Source organism: Streptomyces sp. NBC_00510 (assembly GCA_036013505.1).
Classification (GTDB): Bacteria; Actinomycetota; Actinomycetes; order Streptomycetales; family Streptomycetaceae; genus Actinacidiphila.
In genome coordinates this window covers 2666151-2682769 of sequence record CP107851.1, presented here as the reverse complement: position 1 = coordinate 2682769, position 16619 = coordinate 2666151, and the positions used below count along the sequence as shown (strand labels likewise).

General features: G+C 73.0%; 21 protein-coding genes. 12 read left to right on the top strand and 9 right to left on the bottom strand.

Features of this window, described 5'->3' with window-relative positions:
* Positions 1–8: 8 nt before the first annotated feature.
* Positions 9–863, bottom strand: coding sequence for an MBL fold metallo-hydrolase (locus OG937_11800; protein ID WUD72310.1), 855 nt, complete (start codon positions 861–863; stop codon positions 9–11).
* A 119-nt stretch (positions 864–982) separates the two neighbouring features.
* Here OG937_11800 and OG937_11795 point away from each other — a divergent pair, with 119 nt between their 5' ends.
* Positions 983–1105: a hypothetical protein gene (locus OG937_11795; protein WUD72309.1), complete on the top strand. Its 123-nt coding sequence runs from the start codon at positions 983–985 to the stop codon at positions 1103–1105.
* Positions 1105–1698 (top strand): histidine phosphatase family protein, encoded by a 594-nt coding sequence (locus OG937_11790; protein ID WUD72308.1) that lies wholly within the window; start codon positions 1105–1107, stop codon positions 1696–1698. Before OG937_11795 ends, OG937_11790 begins: the two co-directional genes overlap by 1 nt.
* Positions 1699–1727: 29 nt before the next feature.
* Here the strand turns inward: OG937_11790 and OG937_11785 are convergent, their stop codons facing one another.
* Complete coding sequence (locus OG937_11785) at positions 1728–2102, bottom strand: cupin domain-containing protein (GenBank protein ID WUD72307.1); 375 nt, start codon at positions 2100–2102, stop codon at positions 1728–1730.
* A gap of 90 nt (positions 2103–2192) precedes the next feature.
* Between OG937_11785 and OG937_11780 the strand changes: the two genes are divergently transcribed.
* From OG937_11780 to OG937_11760, 5 genes are all read left to right on the top strand, one after another.
* Positions 2193–2645 carry a MarR family transcriptional regulator gene (locus OG937_11780; protein ID WUD72306.1) on the top strand — a complete coding sequence of 151 codons (453 nt, stop codon included), beginning with the start codon at positions 2193–2195 and terminating at the stop codon, positions 2643–2645.
* A gap of 14 nt (positions 2646–2659) precedes the next feature.
* Positions 2660–3313 carry a hypothetical protein gene (locus OG937_11775; GenBank protein ID WUD72305.1) on the top strand — a complete coding sequence of 218 codons (654 nt, stop codon included), beginning with the start codon at positions 2660–2662 and terminating at the stop codon, positions 3311–3313.
* A complete protein-coding gene (locus OG937_11770) occupies positions 3310–4308 on the top strand; it encodes a nucleotidyl transferase AbiEii/AbiGii toxin family protein (GenBank protein ID WUD72304.1) in 999 nt (332 codons plus the stop codon). Before OG937_11775 ends, OG937_11770 begins: the two co-directional genes overlap by 4 nt.
* 148 nt (positions 4309–4456) lie before the next feature.
* The gene (locus OG937_11765) at positions 4457–5209 is read left to right on the top strand and encodes a hypothetical protein (protein ID WUD72303.1); all 753 of its coding nucleotides are present in this window, start codon (positions 4457–4459) and stop codon (positions 5207–5209) included.
* 130 nt (positions 5210–5339) lie between these two features.
* Positions 5340–5702 carry a UBP-type zinc finger domain-containing protein gene (locus tag OG937_11760; protein ID WUD72302.1) on the top strand — a complete coding sequence of 121 codons (363 nt, stop codon included), beginning with the start codon at positions 5340–5342 and terminating at the stop codon, positions 5700–5702.
* Positions 5703–5767: 65 nt separating this feature from the next.
* Here OG937_11760 and OG937_11755 read toward each other — a convergent pair whose 3' ends face one another.
* The 4 genes from OG937_11755 to OG937_11740 form a co-directional block, all read right to left on the bottom strand.
* Positions 5768–6616: a thioesterase family protein gene (locus OG937_11755; protein WUD72301.1), complete on the bottom strand. Its 849-nt coding sequence runs from the start codon at positions 6614–6616 to the stop codon at positions 5768–5770.
* Positions 6617–6618: 2 nt separating this feature from the next.
* Positions 6619–7209, bottom strand: coding sequence for a TetR/AcrR family transcriptional regulator (locus tag OG937_11750; protein WUD72300.1), 591 nt, complete (start codon positions 7207–7209; stop codon positions 6619–6621).
* Positions 7210–7388: 179 nt separating this feature from the next.
* On the bottom strand, positions 7389–8240 hold the full coding sequence (fdhD, locus tag OG937_11745; GenBank protein ID WUD78716.1) for a formate dehydrogenase accessory sulfurtransferase FdhD: 852 nt from the start codon (positions 8238–8240) through the stop codon (positions 7389–7391).
* A gap of 236 nt (positions 8241–8476) precedes the next feature.
* Positions 8477–9358, bottom strand: coding sequence for a DUF3592 domain-containing protein (locus tag OG937_11740; protein WUD72299.1), 882 nt, complete (start codon positions 9356–9358; stop codon positions 8477–8479).
* Between the two features lie 110 nt (positions 9359–9468).
* Here OG937_11740 and OG937_11735 point away from each other — a divergent pair, with 110 nt between their 5' ends.
* The 3 genes from OG937_11735 to OG937_11725 all read left to right on the top strand — a co-directional run bounded on the left by OG937_11735 (position 9469) and on the right by OG937_11725 (position 11906).
* Positions 9469–10092 carry a hypothetical protein gene (locus OG937_11735; protein ID WUD72298.1) on the top strand — a complete coding sequence of 208 codons (624 nt, stop codon included), beginning with the start codon at positions 9469–9471 and terminating at the stop codon, positions 10090–10092.
* Positions 10093–10146: 54 nt separating this feature from the next.
* Positions 10147–11106 (top strand): rhomboid family intramembrane serine protease, encoded by a 960-nt coding sequence (locus OG937_11730; GenBank protein WUD72297.1) that lies wholly within the window; start codon positions 10147–10149, stop codon positions 11104–11106.
* A gap of 119 nt (positions 11107–11225) precedes the next feature.
* Positions 11226–11906 carry a GntR family transcriptional regulator gene (locus OG937_11725; protein WUD72296.1) on the top strand — a complete coding sequence of 227 codons (681 nt, stop codon included), beginning with the start codon at positions 11226–11228 and terminating at the stop codon, positions 11904–11906.
* 29 nt (positions 11907–11935) lie between these two features.
* Here OG937_11725 and OG937_11720 read toward each other — a convergent pair whose 3' ends face one another.
* Complete coding sequence (locus tag OG937_11720; GenBank protein ID WUD72295.1) at positions 11936–12451, bottom strand: VOC family protein; 516 nt, start codon at positions 12449–12451, stop codon at positions 11936–11938.
* A gap of 72 nt (positions 12452–12523) precedes the next feature.
* Here OG937_11720 and OG937_11715 point away from each other — a divergent pair, with 72 nt between their 5' ends.
* Positions 12524–13162 (top strand): LysE family translocator, encoded by a 639-nt coding sequence (locus OG937_11715; protein ID WUD72294.1) that lies wholly within the window; start codon positions 12524–12526, stop codon positions 13160–13162.
* Positions 13163–13190: 28 nt separating this feature from the next.
* Complete coding sequence (locus OG937_11710; GenBank protein ID WUD72293.1) at positions 13191–13508, top strand: chorismate mutase; 318 nt, start codon at positions 13191–13193, stop codon at positions 13506–13508.
* 175 nt (positions 13509–13683) lie between these two features.
* Here the strand turns inward: OG937_11710 and OG937_11705 are convergent, their stop codons facing one another.
* Together OG937_11705 and frc are read right to left on the bottom strand one after the other, a co-directional pair.
* Entirely contained in the window at positions 13684–15078 is a 1395-nt protein-coding gene (locus tag OG937_11705; GenBank protein WUD72292.1) for an OFA family MFS transporter, read from the bottom strand.
* Positions 15079–15367: 289 nt separating this feature from the next.
* On the bottom strand, positions 15368–16597 hold the full coding sequence (gene frc, locus OG937_11700; protein WUD72291.1) for a formyl-CoA transferase: 1230 nt from the start codon (positions 16595–16597) through the stop codon (positions 15368–15370).
* Positions 16598–16619: the final 22 nt, after the last annotated feature.

The window sequence follows — 16619 nt, the reverse complement described above, 5'->3', positions numbered from 1 at the left end:
GAAGACCCTCAGTCCCCGCGGCAGATGACGAAGTCCGGGTAGACGTGGCGTCCCGGCCGGTCGCCGATCTCCTCGACGGCCCGCCGGACCTCGCGGAGCTGGTCGACGGTCATCTCCAGCGGCGGCTCGTCGGGCTGGTGGGTGGTGCGGACGGGGTAGTCCACGCCCGGCTCGCGGGTCATCTCGACGTGGCAGCCCAGCACGTGGGTGACCGGGCGCTCCCCGGCGAAGGCGACCAGCCGGTCGACGGTGCGCCGGAAGGCGGCCCAGTCCTCGACGTACAGCCGGCCCGGGTAGACGGTGTCGCCGGTGAGCAGGAAGCCCGTCGCCGGGTCGTAGTAGGTGACGGCCGAGGCGTGGTGGCCGGGCGTGGCGAGGCATTCCAGGACCCGCCCCCCGAGGTCCAGGAGCGCCACGCGGTCGGGGTCCTGGGTGAAGCCGAGGAAGTCCCAGGCGCTGTCGCGGTCCGCCGGCACCACGACCGTGTCCGGGCGGCCGGCGAACTGCGCGTCGCCGGCGACGTGGTCGCCGTGGGCGTGGGTGTGCAGCACGAGCAGCTCGTAGCCGGGACGCTGCAGGGCGGGCGGCCGCAGTTCGAACAGCTCGTCCACGACCTCCCGCAGCGGGAAGAACTCCTCCTCCGGCGTGGCCCCGGTGTCCAGGAGCACCGCACGGTCGTCCCCGAAGAGCAGGAAGAGGAACGGCGCCTCGTAGTGGACCGCCTTGTTCTGCCGCAGGACGAAGGTGCGTTCGTCGTACTCGAACACCTGGATGTCGGGATCGGTGTTGTGCTTCGCCGATGCCGACCCGTGGATCCAGCGCACGTCGAGCGGCTCCGGCGCCGGAGGGGCGGATGCGTTCATGACCTCTTCTCCTGCCGGGAGTCGTGGCGCCGGACGGACCGGCCTGCGGGTCCGCCCCGCCGCCGGGCGGCGCGGGCACCGTTTTGTGCGTCCCACCCGTCGGGAGGGACACTGTCCACGTGACCTCGGAGGCAACAGTGGCGACGTTCATCCAGCCTATCGGCGTCCTCGCCCCGGACCGCGAGGCCGGGTGCGCGGCCGGCGGCGACACCGAGGCCGTCGACAAGGAGGTGGCCCCCTGATGGCTCCGCGCCTCGTGCTCGTGCGGCACGGCCAGACCGAGTGGTCCAAGAGCGGTCAGCACACCGGCAGGACCGACATCCCGCTCACCGAGGAGGGCCGGGAGGCCGCGCGCCTGCTGGGCAAGCGCCTGGCCCGAGCCCCCTGGCACGACTTCCCCGGCGCCCGGGTCCGCACCAGCCCCCTCCAGCGCGCCCGCGACACCTGCGAACTCGCCGGGTTCGGCGACCGGGCGCGGACCTGGGACGCGCTGCGGGAGTGGGACTACGGCGAGTACGAGGGCCGCACGTCGCCCGAGATCCGGGAGGAACGCCCCGGCTGGGTGATCTGGCGCGACGGCGTCGTCGGCGGTGAGACCTCGTGGCAGGTCGCCAACCGCGCGGACGAGGTGGTGGCCTGGGCCAAGGAGGAGGACAGCGACGCGGTCGTCTTCGCCCACGGCCACTTCCTGCGCACCCTGGCGGCCCGCTGGCTCCGGCTCGACCCGATGCGCGGCATGGTGCTGAGCCTGGCCCCGGCCTCGCTGTCGGTCCTCGGCTGGGAGTACGGCGACCCCGCGATCACCCTCTGGAACGACACCGCCCACCTGCAGTGACGCGCTGACCCGCCGGGCGCCCGGCGGGTTCAGCGGGCCCAGGGCGGACTGATCCGCGACCCGTCGGTGAGCACCGCCTCCAGACCGACGCCGGTGGTCACCCAAACGGAGGCGGGGCCCTCGCCCGGGTTCTCCAGGGCCAGGCGGGAGCCGGCGGGCGCCGTGGCGACGTCGCCGGGGGACAGGTCGTACGCCTCGCCGTCGATGGTCAGGCGCGGGCTGCCGGACAGGACGAGGAAGACCTCCTCGCGGCTGATGGTGTGCGCGGTACCGGCGGTCCCGGCCGGTACCTCGCCGCGCCACGCGCACAGTTCCGTGCTGCCGGTGGCGGTGCGGGCGTACGAGACGAAGCGGACGCCGTGCAGGTCGTGGACGACGGCGTCGGCGGAACGGACGACGGGCATACGGGCTCCTGTTCCCCGATGGGCAAGCAACTTGAGCAAGTTGCTTGCCCATATGCTCAAGCTGCTTGCGCACTGTGTCAAGGTGGTCGCATGAAGGACGAAGAGGCCCTGGCCATGGCCCTGGGCGTCAACCTGCTCGCCGCCGCCGGCGCCCTCACCGCCGCCATCCACGACGGCGTCCTCGCCCGCGGCTTCGACGACCTGCGCCCCGCCCACGGCTTCGCCTTCGCCCGGATGGCGGCCGGCGGCGCGACCGTCACCGAACTCGCCGCGCACCTCGGGGTGACCCGCCAGGCGGCCGGGCAACTCGTCGACGAACTCGAGGCCAAGGGCTACGCCGAACGCCGCCCCCACCCGGACGACGCCCGGGCCCGGCTGGTCGTCCTCACCGACCGCGGCCGGGCCTGCACCCGCGCCGCCGACCAGGCCGCCGCCGACGCCGTACGCCCCTGGGCCGACGTGCTCGGCGAGGACCGGCTGCGCGCCCTGTGCGCGGACCTGGGACGGCTCGCCCCCGGCGGCCCGGTCCGGCCGGCGTGGTAGCCGGGACCCCGGCGATGGACTTCACCGGAGACTTCGAGACCCACTTCACGGTGCCGGCACCGCGGCCCGAGGACGAGGAGCGGATACGTCACTGGGCGGAGCGCAACGGCCTCAAGTACACCCGCATCGTGCTCGACCGGGGCGCCACCCCCGACCAGCCCATGCTGACGCTGCGCGGCCGCGGCGCCCTGCCCGCGCAGCGCGCCGCCGCCGCCCGGTGGACCGGACGGCTGCGCGCCGAGGGGATCGGCGTCGCGCGCGTGAAGATCGAGGCCGCGCCCTGGAACGCCGGCGTCCCGAGCACCCGCGGGCAGGCCCGTGCCCTGCCGCCCGGCTGCTACTTCGAGCACCACGTCAAGCTCGTCATCACCGACCCCGCCCGCCTGGACGAGGTCCGGACGATCGCCGGTCGGCACGCCGCCCACGTCTCCCGCAACGCGCGTCGTGACCTCGGCGACCGCGGCCACGAACGCTTCGTCACCCAGCGCTGCCGCGACGTCGGGCGCCCCGAGGCGCGGCAGCGGCTCGACCGCCTCCTCGCGGACCTCACGGTGGCGGGCCTCAGGGCGGTGGAGGTCGAGGAGGAGTTCGTCGTGCACGACGACCGGCCCGACCTCGACGACGGCTGGATCGACGACGGCTGGATCGACGAGGCGCAGGCCCGGTGACCGCCCCCGCGCAGCAGGACCCGGCGGCCGCCGCCCGGCGGGCCGTCCTGGACCACCTGCTGGGCCTGGTCGCGCGGTCCCCGCTGGGCGAGTACCTCGTGCTGCGCGGCAGCATGGTGCTGCCCGCCTGGGTCGGCGCCGCCGCCCGCGAACCGGGCGACCTCGACTGGATCGTCCCGCCCTCCCTGGCGGTGCCGATCGACCCGCTCCACCCGTACCCGTACGTCGACGAGCGGGCCACCGTGCAGCAGTGGCCGGAGGCCGCCGACGGCGCCGTCCGTCCCGAGATCTGGACGGACGAGGAGTTCGGCACCGGCGGGCAGCGGGCCCACGTCCCGCCCGAGGGCCTGCACTGGATCGTCGACCCGGAACCGGACGGCTCCGACGGCTCCGACGGCCCGCCCGGCGAACTGCTGGCACTGGTCCGGGCCCACCCCGACGCCGCCCCCGGCGTACGCCTCGACCCGGAGGGCGCCCGCGACGACGGCAGTTGGACCTACGCGGAGTACGACACGCCCGGCGTGCGCCTCGTCGTCCCCTGGCACGCGGACGGACTGCCCCCGGGCGAGGTGCGCCTGGACTTCGCCCGCGACGAACGGCTCCCCGAGCCGCCCGTCCTGACCGCCGTGCCGCGCGGCGACGGCGGGCCCCCGGCCGTGGTGCTCACCGCGAGCCGTGAACTCTGTCTCGCCTGGAAGCTGCTGTGGCTGCAGGTCGACGCCGCCGCCGAGGGCCGCGCACAGGGCAAGGACCTCTACGACGCGGTCCTCCTCGCCGAGGTGCCCGGCACCGCCCTCTCCCCACGCCTGCTGCGCCGGGTGATGAGCCGCGAGCCCGGCCACCCGGCCTCCGCACCCCGCCTCACCGAGGTCGCCCCGCACTCCGTCGACTGGGACACCTTCCGCGCCGCCCACCCCCACGTCACGGGCACGGCCGCGGAGTGGCTCGCCCGGCTGTCGCGCGCCCTGGACGGCGTTCTGACGGACGGTCACTGACGCGCCGTACCGGTCCGGCCGTCACCGCCACTCCCGGCTGCCTCGACCCCTTAGTCCGTACGGAGGGGCTCACCGCCGTCGCCGGCCCGCCGCAGGGAGGCGAAAACGGCGTGCCGGCACTGGGCCTGACGGACTAGCCTCGGCGCTCGTGACCGCTGATCCCGCTCCCATACCGGCCGAGTTCGTCCGCTTCGCGGTCGCGCTGGAACCCGGCGAACTGGCCGTCGGCTACGCCACCGGCCGCGTCACGGACGACGACGCGCGATGGCTGGCGTTCCTGCGGCGGTGCGACCTGGGGGAGCTCGGCGGGAGGTTCGCCGCCCTGACGGAGGCGGAGACGGAGGTGTGGCGGAAGGTCGCCGCCGACGCGGGCCCGGAGGCCGGGCGGGTCTGGGCGTACCTGGAGGGGGCACGGCGCGGGGAGCCGGACGCCGCCGGGCGGGGGGAGTTCCTCGTCGGGCGGGCGGCGGCCGGGCGGGGCATGAACTGGGCGGACTCCGCTGCGCTGCTCGGGACCGACCGGCCCGAGGAGGTGGACGCGGCCTTCGAGCGCGGGGAGCCGCTGGTGGGCGTGGCGGTCATCGGGCTGGCGCTCACCCACCCGGACGCCGCCGCGATCCTGCCGCGCGTCGCCCGGGCGCTGGGGGCGCCGTACGGGGAACTGCGCCATCAGGGCGTCGTGGCCCTGGCCCACGTCGCCCGTCTGCACGGCACCGTCGACGACCGGTGCCTGGAACTGCTGCGCGGCCTGCCTCCCGGGACCGAGGCGCATGACGACATCCTCGCGTACGTGCCGCTGCGCCGACTGCCCTGGTGGCTGCGCCGATCCGGCTACGCGGGGCGCCTGCGGTCCTTCGTCCGGCATCCCCGCATCGTCCTGAGGCGCCCCGGGAAGCGGTAGGTGTCGCGCGGACCGGAGCCCGCGAGGGGGCGAGGGGGCGAGGGGGCCGTCCCGCTTCGCCCGGTGGCGGCACGTGAGGGCGGTTAGCATGCCAGGAGAACGTGATCGCGGTTAAGGAGGCGGGTCCACCATGGCGGACGACGTCACGATCCCCGGCATCGACCCCACGTCCGAGCCGAGCGGCGCCGGCTGCGCCGACTGCGGTGCCGGTCAGGGACCGGGCTGGTGGCTCCACCTGCGCCGCTGCGCGCAGTGCGGGCACATCGGCTGCTGCGACTCCTCGCCCTCCCAGCACGCCACGCGGCACGCGCAGGAGGAGGGCCACCCGTTCATCACCAGCTACGAGCCCGGTGAGGACTGGTACTGGAACGTCGAGACCGAGCAGTACTACGACGGTCCCGCACTGACCCCGCCGAACTCGCGCCCGGAGGGCCAGCCCTCCCCGGGCCCCGCGGGCAAGGTCCCCGAGGACTGGCAGGCGCAGTTGCACTGAAGGCGCACCCCCCGGCCGGGGGCGGCACGGCCGCCCCCGGAACGCACGGCCCGCGGGCGCGGCCGCTACGCGGCGCCCTCGGGCAGCCGTACCCGCGCCAGCTGCCGGGACTGGGCCACGAGCCGGCCCGCCGAGTCCCAGACCTCGGCGTCCTCCTCCATGTAGCCGTCCGCGAAGTTCCGGGTGGAGTGCTTCAGCCGCAGCCACCCCGGCTCGGGCCTGGCCCGGACGTGGGCGGTCAGCTCCAGCGTGGGGGCCCAGCCCGGGATGCCGAGGTCGAAGCTGACCGGCGGCAGGCTGTCCACGGCGAGCAGCAGCATCAGCGGGTCGGGCTCGCGGCCGTCGGGCATCCGCAGCCAGCCCTGCACCATGCCGCGGCCCGACGGGGCGCCGACCGCCCAGCCGGCCGTGTCCGGGTCCAGCCGCAGCTCGATGCGCTCCAGCATCGGGGATATCTTCAGGAACTCCGGCGGCGCCACGTCGGTCCCCACGCACTTCTCCGGCGGCGGCATCTGCGGAGGAACGGCGGAGGTGCGCACGTCGCCCGCGTGGTCGTGGCCGCTCAGGTCGCCGTAGGTCGCGACCGCCCGCAGCCGCTCCTCGCCCTCCTGCTCCAGGGACACCATGCCGGTCGAGACGGTACGGCCGCGGCGCAGGGTCTGCGTGCGGGCGGTCACCGGGCCCGGGCGCGACGTCGACAGGTAGTAGGCACTGATCGAGAACGGATCCCGGTGTCCCTGCCCGTCGCCGCCCAGTTCCTCGGCGAGTGCCCGGCCGGCCAGGGCGAGCAGCAGCCCGCCGTTGACGCCCATGCCGATCCGCCACCCCTCGTGGAGTTCGGCGTCGTAGACCGAGGGCTCGTCCGGACGTGCCGTGACGGCCGTCTCGCGGTCGAATCCGTACTTCTCATGCATCGTCAGTGTTCCTTGAGGTCGAACGAGGTGAACAGCGCGTCGAGCGCTTCGTCGATGGACGTGGCGCCGGTGCCCAGGGCCAGCGAGCCCCACAGCCACAGCTGCGCCACACCGTGCAGCCCGGACCACACGGCGCCGGTGAGCGCCCGGGTGTCCGCCCCGGGCCGCCAGCCCTCCGCCTGCGCGGCGCGCACGAGCACGAGGAGGTGGTCGTCGAAGGCCGACATGCCGGCCCGGCTGAGTTCCTTGTCCCGGGGGTCCAGCAGGTCGTGCCGGAACATCAGGGTGAACATCGCCGGCCGTCCCAGCGCGTACGCCACGTAGCCGCGGGCCCCGGCCCGCAGCCGTGCGGCCGCCGGCGCCCCCTCGGGGCACGCCCGTACGGCCGCCTCGGCGCGCACGTTGAGTTCCCTGAACCCCACGGTGGCCACGGCCGACAGCAGCGCCGCCCGGTGCGGGAAGTGCTTCAGCGGCGCCCCGTGCGACACGTTGGCGCGCCGTGCGATGGCCCGCAGGGTCAGCCCCTCGACGCCGTCGTCGTCCAGGACGGCGAGGGCGGCGTCGAGCAGGCGAGCGCGGGGAGCGGTGGTCATGGTGGACAGTGTCCACCTCGAGGTGGACACTGTCTACCTCGGGTCCGCGGGGCGCGGGTCTGCGGGCCGCGGGTCCTCGGGTCCTCGGGCTCTCGGTCCGCGGATACGGCGGGACCGGCCGGCGCAGGGGGCGCACCTCGCCGGCCGGTCCCGCACGCGTGTACGCGGGCTGGGACGGGTCAGACCCGCCCGGCCGCCGGCGCGGGCAGGGCGATCCGCTCTTCGCCCGCGTACACGTTCATGGAGGTGCCCCGCAGGAAACCGACGAGCGTGAGGCCCGATTCGGCGGCGAGGTCGACGGCCAGGGAGGACGGGGCCGAGACGGCGGCGAGCACCGGGATGCCGGCCATCACGGCCTTCTGCGCGAGTTCGAACGAGGCCCGCCCGGAGACCATCAGGATCTTCCCGGCCAGCGGCAGCAGGCCCTGCTGGAGGGCGCGGCCCACGAGCTTGTCCACGGCGTTGTGGCGGCCCACGTCCTCGCGGACGTCGAGCAGTTCGCCCTCGGACGTGAAGAGCGCGGCCGCGTGCAGACCGCCGGTCCGGTCGAAGACCCGCTGCGCGGCGCGCAGCCGGTCGGGGAGCGCGGACAGCAGCGCGGGTTCGAGCCGCAGCGGCGAGGCGTCGGTGATGGCCCAGCGGGCCGTGGTCCGTACGGCGTCGAGGCTGGCCTTCCCGCACAGGCCGCAGGAGGACGTCGTGTAGACGTTGCGCTCCAGCGTGATGTCGGGGACGGGGACCCCGGGGGCGAGGCGTACGTCGACGACGTTGTAGGTGTTGGACCCGTCGACGGTCGCGCCCGCGCAGTACACGATGTTCGCCAGTTCGTCCGCGCTCCCGAGCACGCCCTCGCTGACCAGGAAGCCGGCCGCGAGGGCGAAGTCGTCCCCGGGGGTGCGCATGGTGATCGCGAGTGGCTTGCCGTTGAGCCGGATCTCCAGCGGCTCCTCCGCGACCAGGGTGTCCGCCCGGTGGTCGACCGCCCCGTCCCTGATCCTCAGTACCCGACGCCGTTCGGTGACCCGTCCCATGTCGATCAGTCCCGGTTCTGTACGTGCTGGAAGCCGCATCGGCCCTTGATACAGAGGTTGCCACGGCGACCGCGCCGTCGTGCGGCGAGATCACCTCGACGAGTCCGCCGGCCCTGGGTTCTCAGCCCCGGACGAATACTGTGTACAGTATTCGTCTCCATGAGGTCAAGGGGTCGTAAAAGCGGTCCCGGCCCGGCGTTACGGCGGAGGGAAGTTCCGTTCCGGCGGAGGGGAGTTCAAAGGGAGAAGGGCAGGTCCACGAAAGCGCCGACGGCGAGGTAGAGCCCCATGGCGAACAGCGAGAGCCCGAAGACGCACATGAAGACCGCCAGCCCCGCGGGCTCGGACCACGCGCGCGTCGTCAGCTCCGGGTTGCGCGGGTCGTAGGTGATCTCCCCCCGCAGCGGGTCGCCGTCCACGTCGTCGGCCTCGCCGAAGTGCTCCCGGGTCACGCCGTCGAGGTCGGTGAAACGGTAGACGGGTTCGCGGTCGCCGTGCCGCTGCCTGCGGTCGAAGGTGCCGACCACCGTGATGCCGCGCCGGCGCAGGATCCGTGCGTCCCGCGCGGACACCCATGCCGCGTGGAGCAAGCCCCCGGCGGCCAGCAGGGGACCGGGGCTCAGCGCCCACTTCGCCACGGCCGCGCCGTCCGCGGTGACGGCCAGCCAGACCAGCACGGCGAGGTAGGCCAGGGCAGCGCCGACCCACGGGGCGTAGCTCCAGAAGCCGTCCGGCGCCCCGTCGTCCGGCTTCGCCCCGTCCTTCGCGGGGGGCGGCACGGACAGGACCTCGACCAGCGTGCCGCCGTCCTCCCGCGGCTCGTCGGCGTCGCGGGGCGGGAGCACGGAGTTGACGGCGGCGGCGAAGGCCGCGACCGCCTCGGCGCTGTGGTGCGTCACCGCGTGGACCCTCGCGGGCCCTCGCGCCGCGGTGAGGACGATCTCCACCGTCCGGCCGTGCCGCCCGGCCGCACGGACCTCCTCGATCGCGGCCGGTGGGATGCGCCGCCGCTCCGTCCCCTCGTCCAGCAGCACCTCGCCGGTACGCAGACGGGCGGTCGCGCCGCCCCCTCGCAGGACCAACTCCGGTATCCCCGCGGCGGATGAGTCGCTCGTCACGGCATCACGGTAGGGGACTGCCCGGAGCCGCGGAATAGCATCGGCGTACGACGGACGCGGACGGACGCGGCCGGGCGAGGAGGTGTGCGGTGGCCGGGGACCCGTTCTCTGTGAGTCGGGGGACGTGGTGGCGCATCGGCGTCCCGCTGGCCGCCGCGGCCCTGCTGGTCGCCCAACTGGCCTGGGGGAACGGCCCGCGACGGGAGGCGGCGGCGGTCTCCCGGCCGGGGGAGTGCGGCAAGGGCGCCGCGCGGCAGGTCGGCGAGCCCGGCGTGTCACGCGACATGGTCATCGGGAGCTACGGCGCGGACAACCTGCCCCGGATGAAGGGCAGGCCGACCTTCAAGGTGCGCCTCACCGTCTCGCCGGGACCGGACCGGCGCCCGCTCACGCTGCGGACCCCGCTGGCCGGCGCGGTCACGGTGCAGGTGCACGCCGGGCGCGGCGGCGGCCTCCTCGCCGGTGCCCGCGGCCTCACCGCCCGGATCGACGAGGAGATGTACGAGGCCGGCCAGGCCCCTCCCGCGACCGGCACCGTCCGCGTGACGGGGGACGACTCCGTCCGGCTCGTCGTCGAACTGCCGGACGGTGCCATCTGCCCGGGAGTCACCATGGCCGACCTCATCTCCATGCGTCCCGGCGGCAACGACGCCGCCGACCTCACCGTGGTCACCGTCGTCCTCGCCGACCGGGCCTCCGGTCTGCGCATGGAGGCGCAGAGCGGAGTGGTTTGACGCCCTGTGCCCGGGGTGGGTACAAACGTGCGACTCCAACGTCCCGTACGCCGCATGGGGGGCCTCGCACTCGTGAGCACCACGGACACCGACCAGGGCACCGAGCCGCCGGTCACCACCTGCTACCGGCACCCCAAGCGCGAGACGTACGTGCGCTGCACCCGCTGCGACCGCTCCATCTGCCCCGACTGCATGCGCGAGGCGGCGGTCGGACACCACTGCCCGGAGTGCGTGAAGGAGGGCGGCAGGAGCGTCCGCGAGGCGCGCACCGTCTTCGGCGGCCGCGTGGCGACCTCGGGCGCGCCGGTGGTGACGCAGATCCTGATCGCCCTGAACGTCGTCGCCTACCTCGGCGAACTGGTGCGCTCCGACCTCGTCGCGCGTTTCGGTGCCCTGGGGCAGGGGCTGCTGGGCCCCGACGGCGCGGCGTACGTGTACGACGGCTCGGCGTACCCCGGCTTCGAGGCCGTCGGCATCGCGCACGGCGAGTGGTACCGGCTGATCACCTCGGCCTTCCTCCACCAGCCGCCGGGCCAGGGCACCTTCGGGATCCTGCACATCCTCCTCAACATGTACTCGCTGTGGACCCTCGGCCCGGCCGTCGAGGCCCAGCTGGGCCGGATCCGCTTCGTCGGGCTCTACCTGCTCTCCGCCCTCGGCGGTTCCGTGCTGGTGTACCTGATCGCCCCGCACACCGGCGCCGTCGGCGCCTCCGGCGCGATCTTCGGCCTGGGTGCGGCCTACTTCGTCCTCGGCAAGCGCCTCCACCACGACCCGGTCGGCGGGCGTCAGCTCCTCATCGGCCTGCTCGTCTGGATGGCGGTCTCCGCCGCCGTGACCTCCTGGCAGGGCCACCTCGGCGGCCTGCTCACCGGAGGCGCGGTCGGCCTCGTCCTGGCCCACGCGCCCCGCAGGCACCGCGGCTTGTGGCAGGCGGCCGGGATGGCCGTGGTGCTGCTGGTGCTGGTGACCCTGGTCGTCCTGAAGACCTCCCAGCTCACCGGCGCCGCATAGCGGGGCGCCGCGCCGCCGGTGTGAAGCGCGTCACGCTTGGGTGCGGTGTCCGCGCCGGGGCCCTGCGCGCGTAGACTGTAGACGAAAGCCAATCATCCCCGGGAAAGGTTGGGGCCTCGATGCTGTCCAGCGGGCTGTCGCAGGGATCCGTGCCCAAGCTCCAGCGTCCGGGACCCCTGCGTGAGCAGGTGTACGAAGCGCTGCTCGAGCTGATCATCACCCGCTCGCTCACCCCCGGCCAGCACCTGGTGGAGACCGAACTCGCCGGCCACCTCGGGGTCTCCCGCCAACCGGTGCGCGAGGCCCTGCAACGGCTCAACACCGAGGGGTGGGTGGACCTGCGCCCGGCCCAGGGGGCCTTCGTCCACGAGCCCACCGACGAAGAGGCCGACCAACTCCTGGTCGTCCGCGCCCTGCTGGAGACGGAGGCCGCCCGCCTCGCCGCGGCCAACGCCACCTCCAAGGGCCTGGAGCGGCTGGACGAGCTGTGCGGGACGGGCGAGGCGGCCGTCGCCGCCGACGACGTCGACGCGGTCGTCGCGGCGAACGCCGCCCTCCACGCCTGCGTCATGGAACTGGCCGGGAACGCGGTGCTCGCCGAACTCGCCCGGCAGGTCGAGCGGCGCGTGCGCTGGTACTACACCCCGGTGGCCCGGCAGCGCGGCATGCAGTCGTGGGTCGAGCACCGCGAGCTGATCGCGGCGATCGCCGACCGCGACGGGGATCGCGCCCAGCAGGTCATGCGCGCCCACACCGAGCACACCAGGACCTCGTACCACCAGCGCTCCCACGAGGACTGACCCCGCCCCGCCCCGCCGGCCCCGCGGGCTCAGAGCAGCGGCTTGCCGTCGAAGTGGCCGAGGTCCTCGCGGTACAGCTCCACGTTGACCCCGTTGGGATCGCGGATGTAGAGGCTGTCCTCCACGCCCCGGTCCGGCCCGAGGTACTCCACCTCGGCCTCGTCCAGCCGGCGTTTCGCCTCGGTGAACTGCTCGCCGGTCACCGACAGCGCCAGGTGCTGCAGTCCGCCGATCGTCTCGTGCTGCTCGGGGTGCTCGTGGCCGGGGAAGTCGAAGAACCCCAGCAGGTTGTCGTGGCCGATGTCGAAGAAGAAGTGGCTGGAGCCCGCGTAGTCCCGGTTCTCCACCAGCTCCACCAACGGGAAGCCCAGGAACTCCTGGTAGAAGCGGACGGTCTCCTCGACGTCGCGGCAGATGAACGCGACGTGGTGCACCCCCGCCGCCCGCGTCGCCGGTCGTTCCGCCGGTTCCCGCAGGTACCTCCCGCGCAATTCCTCCCGCCGGGCCCGTACGGCCTCCAGCTGCTCGCCCTGCGGCTCACCCATGATCGATCCCGCCTCCTTAGACCCCGCGCTTAATGCGGTGCGCCGGAAGATATACCCGATTACCCTCCGGGCATGGTGTCCATCGACCGACTCGCGGCATTCGCCCTGGTATCGCTGGTGCTCGTGCTGATCCCCGGCCCCAGCGTCCTCTTCGTCATCGGCCGCGCGCTCGCCCACGGGCGTCGTGTCGCGCTGACCTCCGTCGCCGGCAACACGCTCGGCTCGTACGTCCTGGTGGTCGCGGTCGCCCTCGGCGTCGGCCCCGTGGTGGAGCGCTCGGCGCTGCTGTTCGCGGCCCTCAAGCTCGCCGGCGCCGCCTACCTGGTGTACCTGGGGGTCAAGGCGCTGCGGCACCGCGGGGCCCTGGCCATGGTGTCCGGGGACGCGGGGGCGGCGCGCGGCGCGCTGCGCACGCTCGGCGAGGGCTTCGTGGTCGGGGTCTCGAACCCCAAGACGATGGTCTTCTACGCGGCGGTGCTGCCGCAGTTCGTCGACCGCCCGGCCGGTCACGTCACCGTGCAGATGCTGCTGCTCGGCCTGGTCTTCAACGCGATCGCCCTCGTCTCGGACAGCACCATGGGCCTCGTCGCCGCCGCGGCCCGTTCGTGGTTCGCCCGTTCCCCGCGCCGCCTGTCGCTGGTCGGCGGTGCGGGCGGCCTCGCGATGATCGGCCTCGGCGTCACCGTCGCCGCGACGGGACGTACCGACTGATCGGCGTCCCGCTGGTTAGGCTGGGCGGATGGACGACGGACACGCGGACGACACGGCCGCCCTGGAGCGGCTGCGCCACCTGCGCGGCAGCATCGACAACCTGGACGCGGCCCTGGTGCACCTCCTCGCGGAACGCTTCAAGGCCACGCAACAGGTGGGTGAGCTGAAGGCGGCGCACAACATGCCGCCCGCCGATCCCGGGCGCGAGGCGGAGCAGATCGCCCGGCTGCGCCGGATGGCCGAGGAGGCTCACCTCGACCCGGCCTTCGCGGAGAAGTTCCTGAAGTTCATCGTCGAAGAGGTCATCCGGCACCACAAGGCCATCGCCGCCGACCGCTCGGGCTGACGGACGGCCGCGTGGGCCTCAGCCGTGGCGTCCCACGGCTGAGGCCCACGTCATGCCGGCACCGTCTCCCTAGGACACGGGGGTGGTCCGGGGACGCCGCGGCGGACGGGAGGAACACCCGGTCGTCGGGCACGAGGTGCCGTGCCGGAGCCCCGGGTGCTCTCCGGCGGTCACGTCAGATCGCCTCCCTGCTGATGGGCTGCGGATTGGGCTTGATGTCCTTCTTCCTCGGACGTCCCGGCGGGGTGAGGAAGAGCGCGACGAAGCCGGCGAACAGCGAGATCGAACCCGCGAGGGTGAACGCCCCGCTGTGGCCCCAGTGGCTGACGACGAAGGCACCCATGCCGGAGCCGAGCAGACCCGAGACCAGCTTGGAGCTGTAGACCAGGCCGTAGTTGGACGCGTTGTTGTTCTCACCGAAGTAGTCGGCCGTCATCGCCGCGAACATCGGGAAGATCGCGCCGCCGCCGAACCCGGAGATGGACGAGAAGATCAGGAACAGCGGTAGGTTCTTGATGTCCGCCGACCACAGGATGCCGTACTGCGCGAGGCCGAGGACGAAGCAGACGAAGATCAGGCACTGCTTGCGCCCGTAGCGGTCGGACAGCCAGCCGATGACGCCGCGGCCCGTGCCGTTGACGATCGCCTTCAGGGACATGGCCGTGGCCACGATCCCGCCGGCGAAGCCCGCCTCCTCACCGATGTCGACCTGGAAGGCGATGCCGAAGATGTTCACGCCCGAGGTGCACAGCAGGCAGAACCACATCAGCGCCACCCGGCCGGTCCGCCACGCCTCGGCGGGGGTGTACTGCCGGACGGCGGGCGGGTTCTTCTCCATGGCACGCCGGGCCCGCGGGTCGTCGGGCACCTTCAGCGGGTCGACGTCGGCCGGCCACCAGTTCTTCGGCGGGTCCTTGAAGAAGTACCCCGCCACCGCGACGGTCGCCGCGAGGAAGATGCCGACCGAGACCAGCACCCAGCGGAAGTTGGTGAGGTTCATGTAGCCGGTGAAGAGGAAGACGAACGGCACCGAGCCGTAGGCGAAGCCGCCGTTGACGAAGCCCGTCTTGCCCCCCTTCCGTTCCGGGTACCACTTGCCGACCATGTTGACGCAGGTCGCGTAGACCATGCCGGCGCCCATGCCGCTGAACATGCCGAAGCCGATGTACGCGACGACCACGTGCGGTGCGTACGCCAGCGACAGGTAGCCCAGGAAGGTGCCCAGGGCGCCGCACATCATCGCCCAGCGCGCGGGCAGCTTCCCCGACTCGCGGAGCTTGCCCGCCGGGAAGGCCACCGCGGCCTGGAAGAACACCCAGACCCCGAGCATCCAGAAGATGTGCAGGCTGCTCCACGCATGTGCGGTGTGGAGCGTGTCCTCGGCGGACGCGAACGCGTACTCCGCCGAGCTGATGCCCATCATGCCTACCCACGGCAGGATGACCATCCACTTGCGCTTCCGGCCCATGATGTCCATGTCGGTCTCGCCGACGCGGAACACCCGGCCGTTGTGGTCGGTCACCTCTCGATAGGTGACGGGTCGTTGGGACGTCGATGTCGTTGACGCCATTGTCATGATTCCCCTGCCTCGAAAGAGTCTGGCCAGCGCCCCCTGGACCTGGGGCCGGCACGGGTCGGTCTCCGTGGAGACCGACCCGTGCCGGCCCCCGTGCTCTTTTCGTGCTGCGCGGCGGGCCCGGTCCGCGCGGTTCACGCGCGCCCGGCCCCGTCACGGGTGGTGCGTCGGGTCAGGGCAGCCCCGCTGCCCCGGCCCACCGGTGGACGGTGCCCAGCACCGCCACCGGCTGCTCTGTGGTGTGCGACCGTACGTCCTCGCGCCGCCCGGCGTCCGCCATCGGTCAGATCACCCCGCCGGTCCGCAACGCGCCCAGCTCCTCGGCGGAGAGACCGAGTTCGGTGGTGTAGATGTCGTGGTTGTGTTCGCCGAGGAGGGGTGAGCGGTGGATGGTGGTGGGTGAGTCGGAGAGTTTGAGGGGGTTGCCGACGGTGGTGTAGGTGCCGCGTTCGGGGTGGTCGACTTCGACGACGATGTCGTTGGCCTTGAGGCTGGCGTCGTCGATGATCTCCTTGGTGGACAGGATGGGCCCGCACGGGATGTTGTGGGTGTTGAGCTCTTCCAGGACCTGCCATTTGGGCAGGGTGGTGGTCCATTCCTCGATGAGCTGGAACATTTTGGCGAGTTTCGGCAGCCGGGCTTCGGGGGTGGCCCATTCGGGGTCGGTGGCCAGTTCGGGGTGGCCGATGAGTTCGGCCAGGGGTTGCCAGCCGACGGGCTGCACGATGACGTAGACGTAGTCGTTGGGGCCGCCGGGGGCGCATTTGACCGCCCAGCCGGGCTGTCCGCCGCCGGAGGCGTTGCCCGAACGCGGGACTTCGTCGGTGAAGTCCTCGTTGGGGTACTCCGCCAGCGGTCCGTGGGCCAGGCGTTGCTGGTCGCGGAGTTTGACGCGGCACAGGTTGAGCACCGCGTGCTGCATGGCGACCTGGACGCGTTGTCCGCGGCCGGTGTGGGTGCGCTGGTAGAGGGCGGCCAGGATCCCGGCCACCGCGTGCACCCCGGTGCCCGAGTCGCCGATCTGGGCGCCGGTGGCCATGGGCGGACCGCCCTCGAAGCCGGTCGTGGCCATCGACCCGCCCATCGCCTGCGCGACCACCTCGTAGGCCTTGTAGGCGGTGTACGGGCCTTCCCCGAAGCCCTTGATGGAGGCGTACACGATCCGCGGGTTGATCTCCTGGATCCGCTCCCAGGTGAACCCCATCCGGTCCACCGCACCCGGCCCGAAGTTCTCCACCATCACATCACTGCGCGCGATCAGCTCGGTCAGGATCTCCCGCCCGCGCGGGGTCTTGGTGTTCAGCGTGATGCTCCGCTTGTTCGCGTTCAGCATCGTGAAGTACAAGCTGTCCACCCCCGGCACATCCCGCAACTGACGCCGCGTGATGTCACCACCCGGAGCCTCCAGCTTCACCACGTCCGCACCCAGCCACGCCAACAACTGCGTCGCCGACGGACCCGACTGCACATGCGTCATATCCAGGACGCGCACACCCTCCAAAGCCTTCGTCACAACCAAGGTTCCTTCCGGTCGG